The 23,117-nt window shown below is 60.8% G+C and carries 19 protein-coding genes, 2 tRNA genes and 1 pseudogene; 16 read left to right on the top strand and 6 right to left on the bottom strand.

Annotated features, from left to right (window positions below; all coding sequences use genetic code 11):
• Positions 1-52: 52 nt before the first annotated feature.
• The 6 genes from CKW11_RS17020 to pdeM all read left to right on the top strand — a co-directional run bounded on the left by CKW11_RS17020 (position 53) and on the right by pdeM (position 6,747).
• The gene (locus tag CKW11_RS17020; protein WP_047601190.1) at positions 53-781 is read left to right on the top strand and encodes an ABC transporter permease; all 729 of its coding nucleotides are present in this window, start codon (positions 53-55) and stop codon (positions 779-781) included.
• Positions 778-1,488 carry an ABC transporter permease gene (locus CKW11_RS17015; RefSeq protein WP_095138434.1) on the top strand — a complete coding sequence of 237 codons (711 nt, stop codon included), beginning with the start codon at positions 778-780 and terminating at the stop codon, positions 1,486-1,488. Before CKW11_RS17020 ends, CKW11_RS17015 begins: the two co-directional genes overlap by 4 nt.
• A 28-nt stretch (positions 1,489-1,516) precedes the next feature.
• Entirely contained in the window at positions 1,517-2,635 is a 1,119-nt protein-coding gene (locus CKW11_RS17010; RefSeq protein WP_095138433.1) for a succinylglutamate desuccinylase/aspartoacylase family protein, read from the top strand.
• A 13-nt stretch (positions 2,636-2,648) separates the two neighbouring features.
• Positions 2,649-3,413 (top strand): ABC transporter ATP-binding protein, encoded by a 765-nt coding sequence (locus tag CKW11_RS17005; protein ID WP_003222314.1) that lies wholly within the window; start codon positions 2,649-2,651, stop codon positions 3,411-3,413.
• 191 nt (positions 3,414-3,604) lie between these two features.
• Positions 3,605-6,091, top strand: a complete 2,487-nt coding sequence (locus CKW11_RS17000; RefSeq protein ID WP_095138432.1) for a ligase-associated DNA damage response DEXH box helicase — start codon at positions 3,605-3,607, stop codon at positions 6,089-6,091.
• Complete coding sequence (gene pdeM, locus CKW11_RS16995; RefSeq protein ID WP_095138431.1) at positions 6,091-6,747, top strand: ligase-associated DNA damage response endonuclease PdeM; 657 nt, start codon at positions 6,091-6,093, stop codon at positions 6,745-6,747. The genes CKW11_RS17000 and pdeM overlap by 1 nt, the downstream gene beginning before the upstream one ends.
• Before the next feature lie 45 nt (positions 6,748-6,792).
• Here pdeM and CKW11_RS16990 read toward each other — a convergent pair whose 3' ends face one another.
• Both CKW11_RS16990 and dcd read right to left on the bottom strand, forming a co-directional pair.
• Positions 6,793-7,002 carry a hypothetical protein gene (locus CKW11_RS16990; RefSeq protein ID WP_095138430.1) on the bottom strand — a complete coding sequence of 70 codons (210 nt, stop codon included), beginning with the start codon at positions 7,000-7,002 and terminating at the stop codon, positions 6,793-6,795.
• A 102-nt stretch (positions 7,003-7,104) separates the two neighbouring features.
• Positions 7,105-7,671: a dCTP deaminase gene (dcd, locus tag CKW11_RS16985; protein WP_095138429.1), complete on the bottom strand. Its 567-nt coding sequence runs from the start codon at positions 7,669-7,671 to the stop codon at positions 7,105-7,107.
• Between the two features lie 353 nt (positions 7,672-8,024).
• Between dcd and CKW11_RS16980 the strand changes: the two genes are divergently transcribed.
• Entirely contained in the window at positions 8,025-8,234 is a 210-nt protein-coding gene (locus tag CKW11_RS16980) for a cold-shock protein (protein ID WP_002554837.1), read from the top strand.
• A gap of 113 nt (positions 8,235-8,347) precedes the next feature.
• On the opposite strand, the gene CKW11_RS16975 is transcribed toward CKW11_RS16980, so the two are convergent.
• A complete protein-coding gene (locus CKW11_RS16975; protein WP_095138428.1) occupies positions 8,348-9,355 on the bottom strand; it encodes a DUF481 domain-containing protein in 1,008 nt (335 codons plus the stop codon).
• A gap of 165 nt (positions 9,356-9,520) precedes the next feature.
• On the opposite strand from CKW11_RS16975, the gene CKW11_RS16970 reads away from it, so the two are divergent.
• From CKW11_RS16970 to CKW11_RS16955, 4 genes are all read left to right on the top strand, one after another.
• Positions 9,521-9,874 carry an MGMT family protein gene (locus CKW11_RS16970; protein ID WP_095138427.1) on the top strand — a complete coding sequence of 118 codons (354 nt, stop codon included), beginning with the start codon at positions 9,521-9,523 and terminating at the stop codon, positions 9,872-9,874.
• A 43-nt stretch (positions 9,875-9,917) separates the two neighbouring features.
• Positions 9,918-11,477 (top strand): AmpG family muropeptide MFS transporter, encoded by a 1,560-nt coding sequence (locus tag CKW11_RS16965; protein WP_095138426.1) that lies wholly within the window; start codon positions 9,918-9,920, stop codon positions 11,475-11,477.
• Between the two features lie 129 nt (positions 11,478-11,606).
• Positions 11,607-13,322: a proline--tRNA ligase gene (locus CKW11_RS16960; protein ID WP_095138425.1), complete on the top strand. Its 1,716-nt coding sequence runs from the start codon at positions 11,607-11,609 to the stop codon at positions 13,320-13,322.
• A gap of 17 nt (positions 13,323-13,339) precedes the next feature.
• Entirely contained in the window at positions 13,340-14,293 is a 954-nt protein-coding gene (locus CKW11_RS16955; RefSeq protein WP_095138424.1) for a hypothetical protein, read from the top strand.
• A 117-nt stretch (positions 14,294-14,410) separates the two neighbouring features.
• Here CKW11_RS16955 and dinB read toward each other — a convergent pair whose 3' ends face one another.
• On the bottom strand, positions 14,411-15,472 hold the full coding sequence (gene dinB, locus CKW11_RS16950; RefSeq protein ID WP_095138423.1) for a DNA polymerase IV: 1,062 nt from the start codon (positions 15,470-15,472) through the stop codon (positions 14,411-14,413).
• 280 nt (positions 15,473-15,752) lie between these two features.
• Here dinB and CKW11_RS16945 point away from each other — a divergent pair.
• From CKW11_RS16945 to CKW11_RS16930, 4 genes are all read left to right on the top strand, one after another.
• Positions 15,753-15,829 (top strand) — tRNA-Met (locus tag CKW11_RS16945).
• Positions 15,830-16,049: 220 nt separating this feature from the next.
• Positions 16,050-16,126, top strand: a tRNA-Met gene (locus CKW11_RS16940).
• A 279-nt stretch (positions 16,127-16,405) separates the two neighbouring features.
• Positions 16,406-19,045 (top strand): bifunctional lysylphosphatidylglycerol flippase/synthetase MprF, encoded by a 2,640-nt coding sequence (gene mprF, locus CKW11_RS16935; protein ID WP_095138422.1) that lies wholly within the window; start codon positions 16,406-16,408, stop codon positions 19,043-19,045.
• Positions 19,045-20,337 carry a virulence factor family protein gene (locus CKW11_RS16930; protein ID WP_095138421.1) on the top strand — a complete coding sequence of 431 codons (1,293 nt, stop codon included), beginning with the start codon at positions 19,045-19,047 and terminating at the stop codon, positions 20,335-20,337. The genes mprF and CKW11_RS16930 overlap by 1 nt, the downstream gene beginning before the upstream one ends.
• Before the next feature lie 217 nt (positions 20,338-20,554).
• Here CKW11_RS16930 and CKW11_RS28660 read toward each other — a convergent pair whose 3' ends face one another.
• Complete coding sequence (locus CKW11_RS28660) at positions 20,555-20,716, bottom strand: hypothetical protein (protein WP_177440008.1); 162 nt, start codon at positions 20,714-20,716, stop codon at positions 20,555-20,557.
• Between the two features lie 176 nt (positions 20,717-20,892).
• Between CKW11_RS28660 and CKW11_RS16925 the strand changes: the two are divergent.
• A pseudogene (locus CKW11_RS16925) lies at positions 20,893-21,021 on the top strand (DUF3077 domain-containing protein); the annotation flags it as partial.
• A 195-nt stretch (positions 21,022-21,216) separates the two neighbouring features.
• Here the strand turns inward: CKW11_RS16925 and CKW11_RS16920 are convergent.
• A complete protein-coding gene (locus CKW11_RS16920; RefSeq protein WP_371917882.1) occupies positions 21,217-23,058 on the bottom strand; it encodes a potassium transporter Kup in 1,842 nt (613 codons plus the stop codon).
• Between the last annotated feature and the right edge of the window lie 59 nt (positions 23,059-23,117).

Below are 23,117 nucleotides of genomic sequence, written 5' to 3'. Positions count from 1 at the left end.
CCGGCGCCCATCCTCGATGGGCGCCTTTTCCATCCGCTCAGGTTGCTGATTTATGTTCGAAAACCTCTTACAAAATCTGGGGCTCTCCGCGTTCAGCCTTCAGGGTTTCGGCCCGTTGCTGTTGCAAGGCACCTGGATGACCATCAAATTATCGGCGATGTCGCTGCTGGTGGCCGTGTTGCTCGGCCTGCTCGGCGCCAGTGCCAAGCTGTCAAAAGTCAAACTGCTGCGTCTGCCCGCCCAGCTCTACACCACGCTAATTCGCGGGGTGCCGGATCTGGTGCTGATGCTGCTGATCTTCTACAGCCTGCAAACCTGGCTGACGTCGCTCACCGACTACATGGAATGGGAATACATCGAGATCGACCCGTTCAGTGCCGGGGTGCTGACTCTGGGCTTCATTTATGGCGCGTACTTCACTGAAACCTTCCGCGGGGCGATCCTTGCCGTGCCGCGCGGTCAGGTCGAAGCCGCCACCGCCTATGGCCTCAAGCGCGGCCAGCGCTTTCGCTTCGTGGTGTTCCCGCAAATGATGCGCTTCGCCCTGCCGGGCATCGGAAACAACTGGATGGTGATGCTCAAGGCCACCGCGCTGGTCTCGATCATCGGCCTGGCCGATCTGGTCAAAGCCGCGCAGGACGCCGGTAAAAGCACCTATCAACTGTTCTACTTTCTGGTACTCGCCGCCTTGATCTATCTGCTGATCACCAGTGCTTCGAACGTCATCCTGCGCTGGCTCGAGCGCCGTTACGCCGCCGGCGCACGGGAGGCCGTACGATGATCGAACTTCTGCAGGAATACTGGAAACCCTTCCTTTATACCGACGGCACCAACATCACCGGTCTGGCGATGACCCTGTGGCTGCTCAGCGCTTCGATCTTCATCGGCTTTCTGGTGTCGATCCCGTTGTCGATTGCCCGGGTTTCCGCGCATTTCTATGTGCGCTGGCCGGTGCAGTTCTACACCTACCTGTTCCGCGGCACGCCGCTGTATATCCAGTTGCTGATTTGCTACACGGGTATTTACAGCCTGGCCGCCGTGCGCGCGCAGCCACTGCTCGACAGTTTCTTTCGCGATGCGATGAACTGCACGATCCTCGCGTTCGCCCTGAACACCTGCGCCTACACCACGGAGATTTTTGCCGGGGCGATCCGCAGCATGAACCACGGCGAAGTCGAAGCGGCCAAAGCCTACGGCCTGACTGGCTGGAAGCTGTATGCCTACGTGATCATGCCTTCAGCCTTACGGCGTTCGCTGCCGTATTACAGCAACGAAGTGATCCTGATGCTGCACTCGACCACTGTAGCCTTCACCGCGACCATCCCCGACATCCTGAAAGTTGCGCGGGACGCCAACTCGGCGACCTTTCTGACCTTCCAGTCGTTCGGTATCGCCGCGCTGATCTACCTGACCATCACCTTTGCGCTGGTCGGCCTGTTCCGCCTTGCCGAACGCCGATGGCTGGCCTTCCTCGGGCCGACTCACTAGGCCCATCTCAGGAATAAAGAGATAAAAAATGCGCCACCTGATTCATGACTTGCTGGCCCCGCTGCCGGGGACCGCACGACAGATCCACAGCTTCCACTTCGGCCCGGAGCAGGCCAAAGGCAAGGTCTACATTCAGTCCTCGCTGCACGCCGATGAATTACCCGGCATGCTCGTGGCCTGGCACCTCAAGCAGCGTCTGGCGGAGCTGGAAGCCGCCGGGCGCCTGCGCAGCCAAATCGTGTTGGTGCCGGTGGCCAACCCGGTCGGCCTCGAACAAGTGCTGATGGACGTGCCGCTGGGCCGCTACGAACTGGAGAGCGGGCAGAACTTCAACCGCTGGTTCGTCGATCTCAGTGAAGAGATCGGCAACGCCATCGAAGGCAAGCTGAACGACGATCCGCAACACAACCTCGAACTGATCCGCACACATCTGCGCGACGCCCTCGCCCGCCAGACCGCCAGCACGCAACTGCAATCCCAGCGTCTGACCCTGCAACGGCTGGCCTGCGACGCGGACATGGTGCTCGACTTGCACTGTGACTTCGAATCGGTGGTTCACCTCTACACCACGCCCGAAGCGTGGCCGCAGGTCGAACCCCTGGCGCGCTACATCGAAGCCCAGGCCAGCCTGCTGGCCACCGATTCCGGCGGCCAGTCGTTCGACGAATGCTTCACCCTGTTGTGGTGGCAATTGAAGGAACGCTTTGGCGAACACGTCGAGATTCCGCTGGGCAGCTTTTCGGTGACCGTGGAATTGCGCGGCCAGGGTGACGTCAATCACCCAATGGCCAGTCGTGACTGCCAGGCCTTGATCGATTACCTGATCCAGTTCGACGCGATCGTCGGCGAAACCCGGCCGCAGCCGCCCTTGCCGTTCCCCGCCACACCGCTGGCCGGTGTCGAGCCGGTCACCACTGCGGTCGGCGGCCTGCTGGTGTACACCGCGCAAGCCGGGCAATACCTGCAAGCCGGGCAACAGATTGCCGAAATCATCGACCCGATCAGTGATCGGGTCACCCCCATTTGCTGCACCGCTGCCGGCCTCATGTACGCCCGCTCGCTGCGACGCATGGCCACTGCCGGCATGGTGATCGCCCACGTGGCGGGCGCCGAAGCCTACCGCAGCGGCTACCTACTTTCGCCTTGAGGATGTCTGTCCCATGTACAAATTGACCGTTGAAGGCCTGCACAAAAGCTACGGCGACCATCAGGTACTCAAAGGCGTTTCGCTCAAGGCCAAAACCGGCGACGTGATCAGTCTGATCGGCGCCAGCGGCTCGGGCAAAAGCACCTTCCTGCGCTGCATCAACTTCCTCGAACAACCCAACGACGGCGCCATGAGCCTCGATGGCCAGGCGATCCGCATGGTCACCGACCGCCATGGCATGCACGTCGCCGACCCGAATGAACTGCAACGCCTGCGCACGCGGCTGGCGATGGTGTTCCAGCACTTCAACCTGTGGAGCCACATGACCGTGCTGGAAAACATCACCATGGCCCCGCGCCGGGTGCTGGGTTGCAGCAAGCAGGAAGCCGAAGACCGCGCCCGCCGCTATCTGGACAAGGTTGGTCTGCCGGCGCGGGTTGCCGATCAGTACCCGGCGTTTCTCTCCGGCGGCCAGCAACAGCGGGTGGCGATCGCCCGGGCACTGGCGATGGAGCCGGAAGTGATGCTGTTCGACGAACCGACCTCGGCACTCGACCCGGAGCTGGTAGGTGAAGTGCTGCGGGTGATTCAGGGACTGGCCGAGGAAGGCCGGACGATGATCATGGTGACCCATGAAATGAGCTTTGCCCGCAAGGTTTCCAGCCAGGTGTTGTTCCTGCATCAGGGGCTGGTGGAAGAAGAAGGTGCGCCGGAAGACGTGCTGGGCAATCCGAAGAGCGAGCGGCTGAAGCAGTTCCTCAGCGGTAACCTCAAGTAACTGGCGCACATAAAACCGGTGGGAGCGGGCTTGCTCGCGAAAGCGGTGGGTCAGTCAGCATTGTTTTGACTGACCCACCGCTTTCGCGAGCAAGCCCGCTCCCACAAGGGTGTATGTACTCGCACAAAATTAAACTTGTCCCTCACCGGCGCGGTCACTGAAGGAACAACTTCAGAGCGCACGCCGCCGGTATGCCCACCTCCACCGACCTCGCAAAACTCTGGTTCAGCGCACGCAACTGGAAGCCGTTCGCCTTTCAAAAGCAGGTGTGGGCCGCCGTCAAACAAGGTCAGTCGGGGTTGCTCCACGCCAGCACCGGTGCCGGCAAAACCTACGCCGTGTGGTTTGCAGCGCTCAATCGCTTCGCCCGCATCAAACCCAGCGTCGCAGACAGCAAAAAACGCAAAGCGCCTGCCGAACCGCTGACCGTGCTGTGGATCACGCCGATGCGTGCCCTCGCTGCCGACACCGCGCGCGCCTTGCAAGCGCCGGTCAGCGATTTGCAGATTCCGTGGAGCATCGGCCTGCGCACCGGCGACACCAGCAGCGCCGAACGCGCGCGTCAGGGCCGGCGCCTGCCGACCACACTGATTACCACCCCGGAAAGCCTGACCCTGCTGCTCGCTCGCGCCGACGCCAAGACTGCGCTATCGAGCCTGCGGATGATCGTCGTCGATGAATGGCACGAACTGCTCGGCAACAAACGCGGCGTACAGCTGCAACTGGCCCTCGCCCGCCTGCGCCACTGGCAGCCCGAGCTGATCGTCTGGGGCGTGTCCGCCACCCTCGGTAATCAGGCCCACGCCGAACAGGTGCTGATCCCACAGGGTGGCGGCATCAGCGTGCAGGGCCAGAGCGAAAAGTCACTCAAGGTCGACACCTTGATCCCACCGGCCATCGAGCGTTTTCCGTGGGCCGGGCACATCGGTCTGAAGATGCTGCCGCAGGTTGTTGCCGAACTGGACGCCTGTGCCAGCAGCCTGGTGTTCACCAACACCCGCGCGCAGTCGGAAATCTGGTATCAGGCGCTGCTCGAAGCGCGGCCGGACTGGGCCGGGCTGATCGCGTTGCACCACAGCTCACTGTCCCGCGAAACCCGCGACTGGGTCGAGCAAGCGTTGAAGGATGGGCAGTTGAAAGCCGTGGTCTGCACCTCGAGCCTGGATCTGGGCGTGGACTTTTTACCGGTGGAACGGGTGCTGCAAATCGGCTCGGCGAAAGGCGTGGCGCGGCTGATGCAACGGGCCGGGCGCTCCGGTCACGCGCCGGGGCGCACCTCGCGAGTGACACTGGTGCCGACACACAGCCTGGAACTGATCGAGGCCGCCGCCGCAGGCGACGCCGTGGAGCAACGACTCATCGAACCGCGTCTGTCGCCGCACAAACCGCTGGATGTGCTGGTGCAGCATCTGGTCAGCATGGCGCTGGGCGGTGGCTTTATTCCCGAAGAGCTGTATGAAGAAGTGCGTGGTGCCTGGGCTTATCGTGATCTGACACTGGCAGATTGGGCCTGGGCGCTGGCTTTCGTACGTCACGGCGGGCTGTCTCTGACAGCCTATCCGGATTATCGCCGGGTCGAACCGGACGAACACGGTGTCTGGCGGGTACCCGATGCGCGATTGGCGCGTCGTCATCGCATGAGCATCGGCACCATCGTCAGCGACGCGAGCATCAATCTGAAATTCTGGAGCAAGGGTGGCGGCGGCAAGCAGTTGGGCAGTGTCGAGGAAGGTTTTATCGCGCGGCTGAAACCCGGCGATGGCTTTCTGTTTGCCGGGCGCCTGCTGGAGTTGGTGCGGGTGGAAAACATGACCGCGTACGTCAAACGCAGCACCGCGAAAAAAGCCGCCGTGCCGCGCTGGAATGGCGGGCGAATGCCACTTTCCAACGAACTGGCCGCCGCCGTGGTCAGCCGCTTCACGGCGGCAGCACGGGGCGAGTTCGTCGGCCCGGAAATGCACGCGCTGCAACCGTTGCTGCAAACCCAGGCGCACTGGTCGGGTCTGCCCACCTCTGACAGTCTGTTGGCGGAGGTGCTGAAATCCCGCGAGGGCTGGCACCTTTTCCTCTACCCGTTTGCCGGGCGCCAGGTGCATCTGGGGCTCGCCAGCCTGTTGGCCTGGCGCGCGAGTCAGCGCCAGCCGCTGACGTTCTCGATTGCGGTGAATGATTACGGGCTGGAGTTGCTCAGCGCCACGCCAGTCGACTGGTCCAGGCAATTCGACGCGGCGCTGCTCAGCCCCGAGCATCTGCTGCGCGACGTGCTGGCCAGCCTCAATGCGGGAGAGCTGGCGCTGCGGCGCTTTCGTGAGATCGCACGGATCGCCGGGCTGGTGTTCGCCGGCTATCCCGGCGCGCCGAAAAGCACCCGACAGGTGCAGGCGTCCAGCGGATTATTCTTTGAAGTGTTCAAGCAATACGACGCTGACAACTTGCTGCTGGCCCAGGCCGGGGAAGAAGTCCTGCGCGAAGAACTGGATATTCGTCGTCTGGAACAGACATTGGAGCGGATCAACCGGATGAAACTGGACATGCATCTGATCAAACGTCCTACACCGTTAGGCTTTCCGTTGCTGGTGGAGCGCATGCGCGAAAGCATGAGTTCGGAAAAACTCGCTGACCGCATCCGGCGCATGGTCGGCGATCTGGAGAAATCCGCCGACAAGGGTAACGCTTGATGAGCAGCGGCTATCCAGTGCGGCTGGCCGGCGAAGACCTCTGGTTGCTGCCGGAAAAGGCCCTGTACTGGCCGGCGCAGCAAGCGCTGCTGATCGCCGATGTGCATTTCGGCAAGGCCGCGGCGTACCGCAGCCTCGGCCAGCCAGTGCCGCAGGGGACCACGGCGGCGAATATCGAAGTGCTCGACCGCTTGCTGGCGAGACTGCCTTGTCGGCAGCTGATTTTCCTCGGTGACTTTCTGCACGGCCCCGGTTCGCATGCGGCGGGCACGCTCAATGCCTTGGCCGAATGGCGTGCACGGCACGCGGATCTGCCGATGACGCTGATTCGCGGCAACCACGACAAACGCGCCGGGGATCCACCGCCGGCGCTGAATATCCGCGTGGTTCCGGAGCCGCTGCTGCTCGGGCCGTTTGCCCTGCAACACGAACCCTACCCGCATCCCGAACGGCATGTGCTGGCCGGGCACGTGCATCCGGTCTATCGGCTTAACGGCAAGGGGCGCCAGCGTTTGCGGCTGGCGTGTTTCCGACTGGGTGAGCGATTGAGCCTGCTGCCGGCCTTTGGTGCCTTTACCGGTGGCTATCAGGTCGAGAAAGATGCGCAGTGCAGGATTTTCGTCATCGGCGACAACGAAATATGGCCAGTCAGCTGAGGTCTTGGGCAAACCTCGACTGACTGGCCATTATGGGGCAGCGGCTCAAGCCACTGGCGCGGGTGGCGGCTCGTCCGGCAGCGTCGGCTCGCCCGGTTCGGTCGGTTGTTCGTTGGGGGTATCGGGATCAGGCTGACCGGGAATGCCGCCAGCCATGTGGAAAGCCGGGTGTGCCAACAATGACCAGGCCAAAACGCCAATCTGATTGGGCTCAAGCCTTGCCAGTTCGGCGGTGATATGCGGATCGATCTTCATGCAACCTCCTCGGCGAAGGCCCGCTTTGCCAGAAGCAAAAACGGGCAGTACACCCCATAGAGTGTCTGCCCGCCAAAGAATTCCCGCGAACCGCCGGATGGATCAGGTACGCGGCAGGGTCACGCCACGCTGGCCCTGATATTTGCCGCCACGATCCTTGTAGGAAACTTCGCATTGCTCGTCGGATTCGAGGAACAGCATCTGCGCCACGCCTTCGTTGGCATAGATTTTCGCCGGCAGGTTGGTGGTGTTGGAGAATTCCAGGGTCACGTGGCCTTCCCACTCAGGCTCGAGCGGGGTGACGTTGACGATGATGCCGCAGCGCGCGTAGGTGCTTTTACCCAGGCAGATGGTCAATACATTGCGCGGAATGCGGAAGTATTCGACGGTGCTGGCCAGGGCGAAGGAGTTCGGCGGGATGATGCAGACGTCGCTGTGGATGTCGACAAAGCTGCCGGCATCGAAGTTCTTCGGATCGACGATCGCCGAATTGATGTTGGTGAACACCTTGAAATGATTGGTGCAGCGCACATCGTAGCCGTAGCTCGACACACCGTAGGAGATCACACGGCTGTCGTCGCTGCCGCGCACCTGGCGCTCGACGAACGGCTCGATCATGCCCTGTTCCTGCGCCATGCGGCGAATCCACTTGTCCGATTTGATGCTCATGGCGGGTGTCCTGAATAGCGAGGTGGAAAAAATCTGTCCGGCATCTTACCGGGCGCGCCGCCGCGTTCAAAGTCCGCGCTGCAATTCTCGCCGAACACGCTGGAAATACAGGCTCTGGCGACGAACCGTCACACCGCCGATCCCTAAAACAGAGAAACCTTCGCAAGAAACATTGGCACGTTCCGGAAAAAGGGTTAAGGTGGCGCCACTGTGTTGCTTGTGTCACTGAGAATCTCTACACGATATGTTGAATTTCGATCCAACCATCTACAAGAATTTTTCCTGCTCTTTGCACTCAGTCTCGGCCAGGGTTCTTCCTGAGTCGCAGTTATCTTTGTTCAAGGAGTTACACCATGTCTAATCGCCAAACCGGTACCGTTAAGTGGTTCAACGATGAAAAAGGCTTCGGCTTCATCACTCCACAATCCGGTGACGACCTGTTCGTTCACTTCAAAGCTATCCAATCCGACGGCTTCAAAAGCCTGAAAGAAGGCCAACAGGTTTCTTTCATCGCTACCCGCGGTCAGAAAGGCATGCAAGCTGAAGAAGTACAAGTTATCTAACTTGTAGCTTCTTTAGAAAAGAGCCCCGCCCTCAAAAGCGGGGCTTTTTTGTGGGCGCGTGTTTTTCGCGGCCAAAAAAAAGCAGCCTCGCGGCTGCTTTTTTTTACTTCGCCTTACCAGGCCACGCCAAACCCTGCGGTATAACGGGTCTTGTTCAAATCCGCGTCGTTGGTGCCGCTGATGATGTCTCGCTCAGCCTTGAGGTTCAGCGAAGCCCACTCGGTAACCTTGTAGCGCAGGCCCATTTCGGCATCCAGCGCATAGTCCGCGACACCGGACAATGGCTTGCCGACTTCGCCGTTGGTGAAGAACTCAACCTTCTTGCCGATCAGGTAGCGGTTGTAGTCCCACTTCATGGCGACGGAATAGAAGTTATCCTTGCTGCCATCGCTGTATTCGTAGTCGGTGCGGTTCAGCAACGAACCCAACGAGAACGCCCCCAATTCGTCATCCCAGAACTGATAGCCCGGACCGGTACCGACTACGCGCTGGCGCGAGAGCTCTTCGATATGATCGCGCTTGTAGTTCAGACGCCCCTGCCAGAACCACTGATCGGTCAGGAAGCGATCAAGGGAGTACTCGGCGCGCCAGTTGTCAGTGGTGGTCACTTCATCCTGCACTTCGCGGTTGTATTCGCCTTCGGCGATGTGCCGCCAGCGCCCGTGACGCGCCGTAGTCTTGAAGCCGATGTCGTAGTCGTCGGTATCCTTTTCCGCACGCTGATAATCCAGCGCCAGATCGACGTTGCCCTTCCACACCAGATCCTCGACCACCGGTTTGGGTTTGAGAATCTGCTGGATGCTCGCCAGCTCGACGGTTTTTGGCGCCTCGCCGTTGGCCAGGGTGACCTTGCCGTCATCGGCGGCGCTCAACGACTTGGCCTTCTCGCCGGAGTAGGCATCCTGCTTGACCAGTAGCTCCTGATCACTCTCCAGGGTCTTGACCTCTTTCCAGTCGATGGTGACCGCACCCGCGTACTGGGTCTGGATCAACAATTTGCCGCCATCGAAAAGGGAGATCTTGCCGCTCAATTTGTCACCGTTCTTCAACCAGACGGTGTCGGCAAGCAAGGGCGTGGACGCACTGAAAACAGCAAGGCACAGCAAGGTTCTGGACAACATAAGCAGATCGAGGGCTCAAGTTTGCGAAAAAGGTCGGCATTATCCGTGGGAATAAGACCCTGACAAGGACTGACCGAACGATTTCCATTGAGTTCATTTCTCATCTGGCCAACCAGCGATTACGCTTGAGCCCATCGATACGTCTATTGTTCAGGAACCGCGCAGGTGAAAGAGCCGAACCCTCCCGATGAAAGTGAAGCGCAAATCCGACGCACGGCGCTTTATTCCACCCTTGCCCAGGTGCCTGAGGGCAAGGTGGTCAGCTATGGTCAACTGGCTGACCTCGCGGGACTGGGGCGTGCCGCCCGCTGGGTTGGCCGCACCTTGAGCCAGTTACCCGGCGATACCCGGTTGCCATGGCACCGGGTGGTGGGCGCCGGTGGTCGGATCAGCCTGCCGCCGGGCAGCCCTTCTGGGGACGAGCAACGGGCACGATTGCGTTCTGAAGGCGTCACCGTCCTGAACAATCGTGTGGATATTCGGCGCCATGGCTGGCGTCCGATAGAGCACAGCGGTTAGAGTGCGCGCTTTGTTTTCGCAATCTTGAGGCAGACTTCAGCCCATGCCCCGTAAAACCTGGCGCGCCGCGCTCGCCGCCTATGCCAGTCCTTCGACGCTCGTGCTGTTGTTGCTCGGTTTTGCTGCCGGCCTGCCGTACATGCTGGTGTTTTCGACGCTGTCCGTCTGGCTGCGGGAAGCCGGCGTTGCCCGTGAAACCATCGGCTACGCCAGCCTGATCGGCCTGGCCTACGCGTTCAAATGGGTCTGGTCACCGCTGCTCGACCAATGGCGCTTGCCTTTATTGGGCAAACTTGGCCGCCGCCGATCATGGCTGGTGCTCTCGCAAACCCTGGTGATTCTGGGCCTGATCGGCATGGGTTTCTGTGATCCGCAGAAACACCTGTCCTGGCTGATCGCCATTGCCGTCGTTGTCGCCTTCGCCTCCGCTACCCAAGACATCGCGGTCGACGCCTATCGCCTGGAGATCGCCGACGACAGCCGCCAGGCCGCGCTGGCCGCCAGTTACATGTCCGGCTATCGCGTTGCCGCCCTGTTGGCCACGGCCGGTGCACTGTTCTTCGCTGAAGGCTTCGGCTCCACCGGCTTCAACTACAAACATTCGGCCTGGACCGGCACCTACGCGCTGTTCGGCGTGTTGATGGTCCCTGCCCTGCTGACGTCGCTGCTGATGCGCGAACCGCCAGTGCCCCTGCGCACGCAGCTGCAGGCTGGCCGCTACAGCTTCGTGCATCAACTGGCCTCGGTATTCGTGCTGATCGTGCTGCTGGTGTCGGTTCCGGCGATGTTTACCCAGCTCTACAACACTGATTTCGCCAGCGTACTGTTCGGTCAGATGAGTCCGCTCGACCTGCTGCTCGAAGACCGCGCCTTCCTGCGCGCGATCCTCTATACCCTGCTCACCGGTCTGTGCCTGTCGACCATGGGCCGTCGCGGCCTGGCGCCGGTACTGACCCCGGTTAACGACTTCATCCTGCGTTACCGCTGGCAGGCGTTGCTGCTGCTCGGGCTGATCGCCACCTACCGCATGTCCGACACGGTGATGGGCGTGATGGCCAACGTGTTCTACATCGACCAGGGCTTCACCAAGGATCAGATCGCCAGCGTCAGCAAGATCTTTGGCCTGATCATGACCTTGGTCGGCGCCGGCATGGGCGGCCTGCTGATCGTGCGCTTCGGCATCTTGCCGATCCTGTTCATCGGTGGCGCGGCTTCGGCGGCGACCAACCTGCTGTTCGTGATGCTGGCGGACATGGGCCCGAACCTGCAGATGCTGGTGGTGACCATCTCCCTCGACAACTTCAGTTCCGGCCTCGCGACCTCGGCGTTCGTCGCCTACCTGTCGAGCCTGACCAACCTCAAGTTCTCGGCCACCCAGTACGCCCTGCTCAGTTCGATCATGCTGTTGCTGCCGCGCCTGATGGGCGGTTATTCCGGGGTAATGGTCGAGAAGTTCGGCTACCACAACTTCTTCTTGATAACCGCGCTGCTCGGCGTGCCGACGCTGCTGTTGATTGCCCTGCACTGGTTCCAGGAAAACCGCCGCGCGGGCCCGACGCCAACGCCCGAGCCTGCACCGACCTCCGTCGTCGAAGAGTCGTAGGACATTTCAGCGACGGCGGGAGGATTCCCGCCGTCGAGCCTCACCGCCGAGCGCAATCCTGTACGTCGGCAAATCTCGCCGGTACACTGCTCCGTCATTTCCAGTCATAGCAACCGACAACGGCCAACCATGCGCACCAGTCAATTTTTGCTCGCCACACAGAAAGAAACGCCTTCCGATGCGGTCGTCGTCAGCCACCAGCTGATGCTGCGCGCCGGCATGATCCGCAAACTCGCTTCGGGCCTGTACACCTGGCTGCCGATGGGCTTGCGGGTAATGCGCAAGGTTGAAGCCATCGTTCGTGAAGAAATGAACGCTGCCGGCTCTCTGGAAGTGTTGATGCCGAGCACCCAACCGGCCGAGCTGTGGCAGGAATCGGGGCGCTGGGAAGAATACGGCCCTGAGCTGCTGCGCATCAAAGACCGCCATGGTCGCGATTTCTGCGCGGGCCCGACCCACGAAGAAGTGATCACTGATCTGATGCGCAACGAGTTGAGCAGCTACAAGCAGCTGCCGATCAACCTGTACCAGATCCAGACCAAATTCCGTGACGAAATCCGCCCACGCTTCGGTTTGATGCGCGGCCGCGAATTCATCATGAAGGACGCCTACTCGTTCCACGCCGATCAGGCTTCGCTGCAGGTCACCTATGACCGCATGCACGAGGCTTACTGCAACGTGTTCACCCGTCTGGGCCTGAAGTTCCGCCCGGTTGAAGCCGACAACGGCTCGATCGGTGGCGCGGGCTCCCACGAATTCCACGTACTGGCCGAGTCCGGCGAAGACGATATCGTCTTCAGCAACGGTTCCGACTACGCGGCGAACATCGAGAAAGCCGAAGCCGTGCCACGCGAAACCTCGCGTCCAGCGCCGGCCGAAGAGCTGCGTCTGGTCGATACCCCAGATACCAAGACCATTGCCGCGCTGGTGGAAAAATTCAATCTGCCGATTGAAAAGACCATCAAGACCCTGATCGTCCACGCCGAAGAAGAAGGCAAGCTGATTGCCCTGATCATCCGTGGCGACCACGAACTGAACGAAATCAAGGCCGCCAACCAGCCAGGCGTTGCCAGCCCGCTGGTGATGGCTTCCGATGCCGAGCTGCGTGACGCCATTGGCGCCGGCGCCGGCTCGCTCGGCCCGCTGAACCTGCCGCTGCCGATCATCATCGACCGTTCGGTCGAGCTGATGAGCGACTTCGGCATCGGTGCGAACATCGACGACAAGCACTACTTCGGCGTGAACTGGGAGCGTGACCTGCCAGTTCCGACCGTCGCCGACCTGCGTAACGTGGTCGCCGGTGACCCAAGCCCGGACGGCAAAGGCACCCTGGAAATAAAACGCGGCATCGAAGTCGGACACATCTTCCAGCTGGGCAACAAGTACAGCAAGGCGATGAAGTGCGAAGTGCTGGGCGAGAACGGCAAGCCGGTCACCCTGGAAATGGGTTGCTACGGTATCGGCGTATCCCGCGTGGTCGCTGCCGCCATCGAGCAGAACAACGACGAGAAAGGCATCATCTGGAGCGACACCCTGGCGCCGTTCCAGATCGCCTTGGTGCCGCTGCGTTATGAAACCGAGCAGGTGCGCGAAGCCACCGACAAACTGTACGCAGAACTGACTGCGGCCGGTTTCGAAGTGCTGCTGGACGATCGCGACAAGAAAACCAGCCCGGGCATCAAGTTCGCGGACATGGAGCTGATCGGCATTCCTCACCGGATCGTGGTCAGCGACCGCGGCCTCGCCGAAGGCAACCTGGAATACAAGAGCCGCACCGAGGCCGAAGCGCAAGCGCTGCCGGTCGCCGACGTGGTGTCCTTCCTTCAGGCCCGTATCCGCCGCTGAATCCAGATAGAGACCTCATGTTCAAGCGAAACACCTTGGGCCTCGGTGGCGCCGCCTTGTGCGGCGCCCTGCTGGTCAGCGGCTGTGCCAATCAGATGTCACAGCGCAGCGAGCACGAAGAGCGGGTCGAGCGCAAACTGCTCGATCACAGCCTGCAGATCGATGTCGGTGAGCCTAAGGTGCTCGAACTGCCGCAACGACGCGTGAAGATCAACGAACAGAAGTCCTTCGAAGTCACCGAGTTCGAAGTCACTCGTCGCTACGATCGCTACACGCCTTACCAGCCCTGGCGCGAAATCTACGAGATTCCGCTGGGCGCGGTGGCTGTGGTCGCCGGTATTGGCGCCAATGTGGTCAACGTGTTCGCTTTGGGCAATCTGCCGGACAGCGTGACCAAGGACTGGTTGAACTACGGCATTGCCGGGGTCAACCCGTTCATGAACGTGCAGTCTCACGGTCGTGCGCAACAGAACCTGGCCGGTATCGATGAAGTCCAGCGCGACAAGCGCACGGAGTATTCGAGCCTGCCATGGAGTGAGCGCCCGGTGCAGGTCAAGGCCGGCAAGCAGACCTTCGACATGACCACCGACCGCAACGGTGTACTGCGCCTGAACCTTCTGGACAGTCCGTTTGCCGAAAATGACCTCAACCATATCGGCAAACTGCAGATCAGCGTCGAAGACGGCAAGGATGACGTGCACAGCGATTCATCGCTGGCAATCAGCAGCCATTTGCGCAGCAAGTTGCTGGAAGCGCACGGGCTGATTTACGACGATCTGGAAGACGACGAAGTGAGCCAATGGGTCCACCGGGTCAAACGTCTGTCGGAGCTGGGTCTGGAAGAAGAAGCCAGCGAGCTGGAGCAAAGCCTGATCGAACTGACACGTAATGATCCGGAGTTGCAGGCTGAGTTTCTCAAGTCGCTGACCAAGGATGCGGGGCGTCTGGTGGCAGATCCGGGACCGAATTAAGCCTGAAAAGCTTCGCGAGCAAGCCCGCTCCCACAGTGATTGCATTCCATTGAAGGAACTCGATCAAAGGTGGGAGCGGGCTTGCTCGCGAAAGCGGCATCAGCAACACCACAGGCATTAGCGCTCAAACAACTCCATCTGCTCAAACCCGCCGCGCAAATCCTCCAGCCTCACCCCTACCCCCAACAACCGCACCGGTTTCCCGCCCCGGTTGAACGCCTGCGTCAGCATCAACTGATAACTGCCCAGATCACGCCCTGCCCCGGCCTGTTCCAGTGTGGTCTGGGTAAAGTCATGAAACTTCACTTTGACGAACGGCTTGCCCGGTCGATAACTGCTGTCGATCCGCGCCATGCGGGTTTTCAGGGTTTCGAGCAGCTCCGGCAGTTTGTCGAGGCAACTGCGCAGATCCGGCAGATCGACGTCGTAGGTATTTTCCACACTGATTGACTGACGGCGACTGTCGTTGTGCACCAGCCGGTCATCAATCCCACGGGCCAGACTCCACAGTCGCTCACCGAAACTGCCGAATTCACGCACCAGCGCCAACTTGTCCCACTCGCGCAGTTGCAGGCAATCGACGATGCCGAACTTGCCCAGTTTGTCGGCAGTGACTTTGCCGACGCCGTGCAACTTGCTCACCGGCAAGCCACTGACAAAATCCTCGACCTGATCCGGGGTAATGACGAACAGCCCGTTGGGTTTCTTCCAGTCACTGGCGATCTTGGCCAGAAACTTGTTCGGGGCTACGCCGGCAGACACAGTAATGTGCAACTGATTGGAGACCCGCCGCCGGATATCCTGCGCGATGCGCGTGGCGCTGCCGCCAAAATGCGCGCTGTCGGAAACATCGAGATAGGCCTCGTCCAGCGACAGTGGCTCGATCAGGTCGGTGTAATCGCGAAAAATCGTATGGATTTCCTTCGAGGCTTCGCGATAGGCATCCATGCGCGGCTTGACGATGGTCAGGTGGGGGCACAGCTTCAATGCATGCCCGGATGACATCGCCGAACGCACGCCGTACGCCCGCGCCTCATAGTTGCAGGTGGCAATCACCCCACGCCGATCCGCCGACCCGCCCACCGCCAGTGGTTTACCAGCCAGGTTCGGGTCGTCGCGCATCTCGATGGCGGCGTAGAAACAGTCACAGTCGACGTGGATGATTTTTCGCTGGGTCATGACGGAAAAGGAAACATGGCGAGCCGGATCCGCAGTATCTCACTGACACCTGTATATAGCACCAGTGGTCTGAAGGTTCTTTTCAGACTGTAGGAAAACAACCATGAATTTATTTTCTCAATCGAAAATCACCGCTCGATAGAGCTGAAAGCCTTGCCCTATCTGCCCTGCGCTCCATTCGTCCACACCGCAAAAAGCGCTAACCGATTGAACAGGAACAGATTTATCCAGATTCAAGGTTGACAGCCCGACGATCCTCTGTAGAATGCCGACACACAGACGCGGGATGGAGCAGTCTGGTAGCTCGTCGGGCTCATAACCCGAAGGTCGTCGGTTCAAATCCGGCTCCCGCAACCAAACATCAAAAAAGGCTACTCGAAAGAGTGGCCTTTTTTGTGCGCGCCTGTTTTACCAATGAGTCACTGTGCCAAGCGCACCTGAGCGAACAGGAAGTCTTTGCATTTCCGAAACTTACCGCCCCGCTGCGACCGTTTGACGCAAATTCACACTTATTTGACCCTTTACGGGATTAGCGGTTGACACCTCGCCGTTCGCCTGTAGAATGCCGCCACACAGACGCGGGATGGAGCAGTCTGGTAGCTCGTCGGGCTCATAACCCGAAGGTCGTCGGTTCAAATCCGGCTCCCGCAACCAAACATCAAAAAAGGCTACTCGAAAGAGTGGCCTTTTTTGTATCTGTGGAAAAAGTCCTTTCGCAACAATGATCTGTCACGCTGCAGTGAAACGCTCAGGACCATCAGACCGACCGAGTTGCGACTATGCTTGAGTCGCAGGCAAGACGTCTGCAATCCATGACCCGCCCTCGCCGATCCCGGATGAGAGGCGTAGTATTTTGTGATTATTTTTTTCTACAGGGATTGGTAACTTGGCTGGATACCTCCATCCTGTCGCGCACAATCCAAGAGGTGATTGATGCGCGCCAACTCGTCTGATCCACAAGACACCGTCACAGCAGAACATCCGATCAAACCCGAGCGCCTGCGCTTGCTGGATCGGTTAAGCAAGTACCGTCAGCCGATCGGTCTGGCAGTCACGTTGCTGCTGTTTGCCATTGCGCTGATTGCCTGCCGCCATCTGCTGAGCGAACTCGATCTGTATGCCCTGCATGACTCGATCCTGGCGGTGCCGAAACCGGCCCTGCTCGGCGCAGTGGCTGCAACGGTGGTCGGCTTCATCATATTGCTCGGCTATGAATGGTCGGCCAGCCGCTATGCTGGCGTGACACTGCCGCCGCGTACTCTGGCGCTGGGCGGCTTCACCGCGTTTGCGATTGGCAACGCCATCGGCCTGTCGCTGCTGTCTGGCGGCTCGGTGCGCTACCGTTTATATGCACGCCATGGGCTGGGCGCCTCCGAAGTCGCGCACATGACGCTGTTCGCCAGCCTGTCGCTGGGTTGCGCCCTGCCACCGCTCGCGGCTCTCGCGACCCTGAGCGACCTGCCCGCTGCCTCCGCCGCACTGGGCCTGTCAGAAGGCTTGCTCGGCACGATTGCCATGGTGGTGCTGGGTCTGGGCGCGATTCTGGCGATCGGCATCTATCGCCGCCGCCTGCCGGAGCAACCGTACCGCGACAACCTGTTGGTCAGGGCCGGTCGCCGGACATTGCGCCTGCCGGGCCGACGCCTGACCTTCCTGCAATTGATCATCACTGCCCTCGACGTCGCCGCAGCCGCCACCGTGCTTTATCTGCTGCTGCCGGAAGCCCCGCCGTTCGGCGCGTTCCTGCTGGTGTACCTGCTGGCCCTGGCCGCCGGCGTCCTCAGCCATGTGCCGGGGGGTGTCGGGGTCTTCGAAGCGATCCTGCTCGCCGCGTTTGCCGACACCCTCGGTGCCGCGCCGCTGGCCGCCGCCCTGCTGCTCTATCGCCTGATCTATGTGGTGCTGCCGCTGCTGGTGGCCTGCCTGTTTTTGCTGATCAACGAAGGCCAGCGCCTGTTCCAGACCCAGACCATGCGCGCCGCATCCGGTCTGGCCGCGCCGATTCTGGCGGTGCTGGTGTTCCTGTCCGGCGTGGTGCTGCTGTTTTCCGGTGCCACCCCGGAGATCGACACGCGTCTTGAACACATCGGTTTCCTGATCCCGCATCGCCTGGTCGACGCCTCGCACTTCGGCGCCAGCCTGATCGGCGTGCTGTGTCTGCTGCTCGCACAGGGCCTGCGCCGTCGCCTGTCAGCGGCGTGGATGCTCACCACCATTCTGTTGCTGGTCGGCGCGCTGCTCTCGCTGCTCAAAGGCTTCGACTGGGAAGAAGCCACGCTGATGACGCTCACCGCCGCGCTGCTCGGGGTGTTCCGCCGTTCGTTCTATCGCCCGAGTCGCCTGACCGAACTGCCGTTCTCGCCGCTATATCTGGTGGCCAGCCTCTGCGTCCTGGGCGCTTCGACCTGGTTGCTGCTGTTCGCCTACCAGGACGTGCCTTACAGCCATCAACTGTGGTGGCAGTTCACCCTCGATGCTGACGCCCCGCGCGGCCTGCGTTCGTTGCTCGGCGCCGCCGTGCTGTTGCTGGTGATCGCCCTGACTTGGCTGCTGCGTACCGCGCGCCCGGTAATCCACCTGCCGACCCCGGACGAACTGGATCGCGCCGCGAAAATCCTGATGGCCTCGTCGCAACCCGATGGTGGCCTCGCGTTAACCGGTGACAAGGCGTTGCTGTTTCACCAGAACGACGAAGCCTTCCTGATGTACGCCCGCCGTGGCCGCAGCCTGGTGGCACTGTACGACCCGATCGGCCCAAGCCAGCAACGCGCCGAGATGATCTGGCAGTTCCGCGACCTGTGCGACATCCATCACGCCCGTCCGGTGTTCTATCAGGTACGTGCGGAAAATCTGCCGTACTACATGGACATCGGCCTGACCGCGATCAAGCTCGGCGAAGAAGCCCGGGTCGATCTGCAGCGCTTTGACCTGGAAGCCAAGGGCAAAGAGATGAAGGACCTGCGCTACACCTGGAACCGTGGCACCCGCGACGGTCTGTCGCTGGAGATCCATGAGCCAGGCCAGGCGCCGATGGACGAGCTGAAAGTGATTTCCGATGCGTGGCTGACCGGCAAGAACGTGCGCGAGAAAGGTTTCTCCCTCGGTCGGTTCAGCGACGATTACCTGAAGCATTTCCGTATTGCGGTGATTCGCTTCGAAGGTCGCCCGGTGGCGTTCGCCAACCTGCTCGAGACTTACAGCCATGACCTGGCCAGTCTCGACCTGATGCGCTCGCACCCGGACGCCCCCAAGCTGACCATGGAGTTCCTGATGGTCGGCCTGATTCAACACTATAAGAGTCACGGATACGCGCGCTTCAGCCTGGGCATGGTGCCGTTGTCGGGGTTGCAACCCCGGCGTGGTGCACCGCTGACCCAGCGTCTGGGCTCGATGGTCTTCCGCCGTGGTGAGCAACTGTACAACTTCCAAGGCTTGCGCCGCTTCAAAGACAAGTTCCAGCCTGACTGGGAACCCCGTTATATGGCAGTGCCCGCCGGACTCGATCCGCTGGTGGCGCTGGCCGATACTGCTGCCCTGATCGCGGGCGGCTTGACTGGATTGGTGAAACGCTGATGATTCAACGCTCCCTGAAGTACATCCTGGCCGCACTGATCGTGCTGGCCGTGATTGCCGGCGGCGGTTACTGGTACCTCAAACGCCCGGCACCGCAACCGACTCTGCAACCACTGACGGCCGCCGACGGCACGGTCATGACCCGTGTCATTCCCGGCACCCAGCCCAAGGCGCAGGTGCTGGTCGCGGTCAATGACGACCAGAAGCTGACCGACAACCAACTGAGCACCCTGAGCCGCAGCGCCTCGGCGCAGATCGTTCAGGTGATTCTGCCCAAGGACTGCCTGCAACAGAGCCGCGCCCTGCAAACCGGCCTGCGCGAACTGAATGGGCCGGCCACACTGGTCAGCGGTATCGGCCCTGGCGCCGTGCTGGCCTGGCGCTGGTTATCCGAGCAGAAGGACGACAAGGCCCAGGCGATCTCGGTTGACCTGGCGCTGGAAAAACCCGGCTGCACCCACCTGCTGCCGAAATCCGCGGCGCATGGCCACTGGCTGGTGGCGTGGAACGACAACCCGGACGACACCAGCGCCGGTTTCGTGCGCGATCAACCGAACGCCGAAACCAGCATCAGCGACTACGACATCAACCTGCCGCAAGTGCTGAACAACGAGCTGCGCAAGATCCTCGTCGGCGGCGACAAGGCCAACGGCGGTCTGGCAATCCCGGTGGTGGAAGTGCCGGCCGGTCAGGCCAAAGACACCGTGACCCTGTTCCTCTCCGGTGACGGCGGCTGGCGCGACCTCGACCGCGACGTGGCAGGCGAGATGGCCAAGATCGGCTATCCAGTGGTCGGCATCGACACCCTGCGCTACTACTGGCAGCACAAGAGCCCTGAGCAAAGCGCGCTGGACCTGACCGAACTGATGCAGCACTACCGGCAGAAATGGGGCACCAAGCGCTTCATCCTGACCGGTTACTCGTTCGGTGCCGACGTCCTGCCGGCGATCTACAACCGCCTGCCGGACACCGAGCAGCAACGCGTCGACGCCATCATCCTGCTGGCCTTCGCCCGCACCGGCAGCTTCGAAATCGAAGTCGAAGGCTGGCTCGGCAACGCCGGCAAAGAAGCCGCCACCGGCCCGGAAATGGCCAAGCTGCCCGCCGCCAAGGTTGTGTGTATCTACGGCGCCGAAGAAACCGACGAGAGCGGCTGCACCGACAAGACCGCAGTCGGTGAAGCGGTGAAACTGCCCGGCGGCCACCACTTCGACGAGAACTACCCGGCGCTGGCCAAGCGCCTGGTGGAGTTGATCGAGAAGCGTCAGAGCAAGGATCAGCCGGCAGAGTGATCTGAGCCGGCAGAACAAAAAGCCCCCGCAACTTCGCAGTTGCGGGGGCTTTTTACATTCCAGGGGATCACCCCATTCTCGGGAACATCCCAAATCCCCTGTGGGAGCGGGCTTGCTCGCGAATACGGTTTATCAGTCAGCCTATTCGTCGACCGACACTCCGCTTTCGCGAGCAAGCCCGCTCCCACTCGGGAATTACGCTGGACCCAAATAATCGTTAGTCCTGGCAAGCGTATCTTGCCCGCATATAGTCATGGCTGATCGCTTGAGCCGGATCGAAGTTGATCAATCGCTCCATAGCTTGCGCTTCAATCCGAAGGCTCTCGAGATCCTCCTGCTTTTCTTGTTCCGATGATTCCGTCATACGCGTCTCGCTCATTTGCACACGCCAGTTCGTGTCAGAAGTTTAGTATCGTTTACTTCCAGTCTCGCAATATCGGATGACGCCCACAGACCTTGTAGGCAAACTCCGAAACTCGTATCTGGGCGCTGTGCCGCTCTATTGCGCTGTTTTTCGACGGGATACTCTCTGGACGTCGCTGACCCATTCAGCACCACGCCTGGGCTGCGCATTACCTGACGGTGATGGGCAAAGCCTTGATTGATGACGTGATCCAAGCGCTGATGCCGCGACCTGCGCGGACGAAGACTGAATCTGAAGAAGAATTGCCTGAAAGCCACTGACACCACAGAATCCTTGTGGGAGCGAGCTTGCTCGCGAATGCGGTGGATCAGCCACCACATGTCTCGACTGACACTCGGCCTTCGCGAGCAAGCTCGCTCCCACAGGGGATTTGCAGTGGGTTAGAGGTTTATGTGAAGCACAAAAAAGCCCCCGCCAGCCTTGAAGCTGACGAGGGCTTTCCAGTTAGGGCGCGGCTACATCTCGACCTGCGTCCCCAACTCAATCACCCGGTTGAGCGGCAGATTGAAGAACCGCAAGTTGCCGTTGGCATTCTTCAACATGAACGCAAACAGCGCCTCGCGCCAGCGGGCCATGCCTTCGAGTTTCGAGGCGATTACCGTTTCGCGGCTGAGGAAATAGGTAGTGCGCATCGGGCTGAAGTCCAGTTCATCCAGGTGGCACAGTTTCAGTGCCTGCGGCACGTCCGGCTCGTCGGTGAAGCCGAAGTGCAGGATCACCCGGAAGAAGCCTTCGCCGTGGGCCTCGACTTCGAAGCGACGCGATGGCGGCACGCGCGGGATGTCTTCGTAGACCACAGTCAGCAGCACCACTTGCTCATGCAGTACCTGGTTGTGTAGCAAGTTGTGCAGCAGCGCGTGCGGCACCGCGTCGGAGCGCGCGGTGAGGAACACCGCAGTGCCCTGCACACGGTGCGGCGGTTGCACGCGGATGCTGCTGATGAAGATCGGCAGCGGCAGCGCGCCTTCGTCGAGACGATCGACCAGCAGCTCCTTACCGCGCTTCCAGGTGGTCATCAGGACAAACAGCACAATACCCGCCAACACCGGGAAGGCACCGCCCTGGATGATCTTCGGTACGTTGGCAGCAAAGAACAAACCATCGACCAACAGGAACCCGAGCAGAATCGGCACCGCCAGCAGCGGTGGCCATTTCCACAGCAGCAGGATCACCGCCGCCACCAGAATACTGGTGATCAGCATGGTGCCAGTGACCGCCACGCCGTAGGCAGACGCCAGTGCACCGGAGGATTCGAAACCGATCACCAGCAGGATCACTCCAACCATCAGCGCCCAATTCACCGCGCCAATGTAGATCTGCCCCTGTTCGGCACTGGACGTGTGCTGAATGTGCATGCGCGGGATGTAGCCGAGTTGAATGGCTTGACGGGTCAACGAGAACGCACCGGAAATTACCGCTTGCGAAGCGATCACCGTGGCCAGGGTTGCCAGCATCACCAGCGGCACCAGTGCCCAGTTCGGCGCCAACAGGTAGAACGGGTTACGTGCCGCTTCCGGGTTTTCCAGCAGCAATGCGCCCTGACCGAAGTAGTTCAGCACCAGCGCCGGCAGCACCAGAACCAACCATGCGCGGGCAATCGGCTTGCGCCCGAAGTGGCCCATGTCGGCGTAAAGCGCTTCGGCGCCGGTCAATGCCAGCACCACCGCGCCGAGAATCGCCACGCCCATGCCCGGGTGCACGATGAAGAAGCGCACGCCCCAGATCGGGTTCAGTGCATTCAACACTTCAGGGTGTCTGACGATCCCGCTGATACCCAGGCCGCCCAGCACCAGGAACCACGCCACCATCACCGGGCCAAACAGCTTGCCGATGCGATCGGTGCCGTGTTTCTGGATCAGGAACAGTGCGACAAGCACCACCAGCGCCATCGGCACCACCCAGCGCTCCAGGCCGTCGAATGCCAGCTCCAGACCTTCAACCGCCGACAACACGGAAATCGCCGGGGTGATCATGCTGTCGCCATAAAACAGCGCTGCTCCGATCAGCCCCAGAATCACCAGTACCGCCTGCAGCTTCGGGTAGCGACTCGATGCACGTCGCGCCAGGGCAGTCAGCGCCATGATCCCGCCTTCCCCCTGGTTGTCGGCGCGCAGTACGAACAACACGTACTTGATCGTGACCACCCAGATCAACGACCAGAAAATCAACGCCAGAATCCCGAAGACCCCGTCGTGGTTGACTGGCACCCCGTAGTGACCAGCGAAAACTTCTTTGAGGGTGTACAACGGGCTCGTGCCGATGTCGCCGTAAACCACCCCGACTGCCGCGACCAGCATGCTCAGCGGTTTTGCAGCCGAATGCTCGGCGCCCGCCGCCTGACTACTTGCCTGACCCA

Source organism: Pseudomonas sp. Irchel s3a10, assembly GCF_900187525.1.
GTDB classification, from domain to species: domain Bacteria; phylum Pseudomonadota; class Gammaproteobacteria; order Pseudomonadales; family Pseudomonadaceae; genus Aquipseudomonas; species Aquipseudomonas koreensis_G.
The sequence above is the reverse complement of the archived record's forward strand: the minus strand, read 5'-3'. Positions and strand labels throughout refer to the sequence as shown.

Bases quoted from the DNA above. Each gene is read 5' to 3' on its own strand.
- CKW11_RS17005 (WP_003222314.1), top strand. From the start codon at position 2,649: ATGTACAAATTGACCGTTGAAGGCCTGCACAAAAGCTACGGCGACCAT.
- CKW11_RS16975 (WP_095138428.1), bottom strand. From the start codon at position 9,355: ATGTTGTCCAGAACCTTGCTGTGCCTTGCTGTTTTCAGTGCGTCCACG.
- CKW11_RS16930 (WP_095138421.1), top strand. From the start codon at position 19,045: ATGATTCAACGCTCCCTGAAGTACATCCTGGCCGCACTGATCGTGCTG.
- mprF (WP_095138422.1), top strand. From the start codon at position 16,406: ATGCGCGCCAACTCGTCTGATCCACAAGACACCGTCACAGCAGAACAT.
- CKW11_RS16990 (WP_095138430.1), bottom strand. From the start codon at position 7,002: ATGAAGATCGATCCGCATATCACCGCCGAACTGGCAAGGCTTGAGCCC.
- CKW11_RS16920 (WP_371917882.1), bottom strand. From the start codon at position 23,058: ATGCTGGTCGCGGCAGTCGGGGTGGTTTACGGCGACATCGGCACGAGC.
- CKW11_RS16955 (WP_095138424.1), top strand. From the start codon at position 13,340: ATGTTCAAGCGAAACACCTTGGGCCTCGGTGGCGCCGCCTTGTGCGGC.
- CKW11_RS17015 (WP_095138434.1), top strand. From the start codon at position 778: ATGATCGAACTTCTGCAGGAATACTGGAAACCCTTCCTTTATACCGAC.
- CKW11_RS16965 (WP_095138426.1), top strand. From the start codon at position 9,918: ATGCCCCGTAAAACCTGGCGCGCCGCGCTCGCCGCCTATGCCAGTCCT.
- CKW11_RS16980 (WP_002554837.1), top strand. From the start codon at position 8,025: ATGTCTAATCGCCAAACCGGTACCGTTAAGTGGTTCAACGATGAAAAA.
- CKW11_RS17020 (WP_047601190.1), top strand. From the start codon at position 53: ATGTTCGAAAACCTCTTACAAAATCTGGGGCTCTCCGCGTTCAGCCTT.
- pdeM (WP_095138431.1), top strand. From the start codon at position 6,091: ATGAGCAGCGGCTATCCAGTGCGGCTGGCCGGCGAAGACCTCTGGTTG.
- dinB (WP_095138423.1), bottom strand. From the start codon at position 15,472: ATGACCCAGCGAAAAATCATCCACGTCGACTGTGACTGTTTCTACGCC.
- CKW11_RS17000 (WP_095138432.1), top strand. From the start codon at position 3,605: ATGCCCACCTCCACCGACCTCGCAAAACTCTGGTTCAGCGCACGCAAC.
- CKW11_RS16960 (WP_095138425.1), top strand. From the start codon at position 11,607: ATGCGCACCAGTCAATTTTTGCTCGCCACACAGAAAGAAACGCCTTCC.
- CKW11_RS17010 (WP_095138433.1), top strand. From the start codon at position 1,517: ATGCGCCACCTGATTCATGACTTGCTGGCCCCGCTGCCGGGGACCGCA.
- CKW11_RS28660 (WP_177440008.1), bottom strand. From the start codon at position 20,716: ATGAGCGAGACGCGTATGACGGAATCATCGGAACAAGAAAAGCAGGAG.
- dcd (WP_095138429.1), bottom strand. From the start codon at position 7,671: ATGAGCATCAAATCGGACAAGTGGATTCGCCGCATGGCGCAGGAACAG.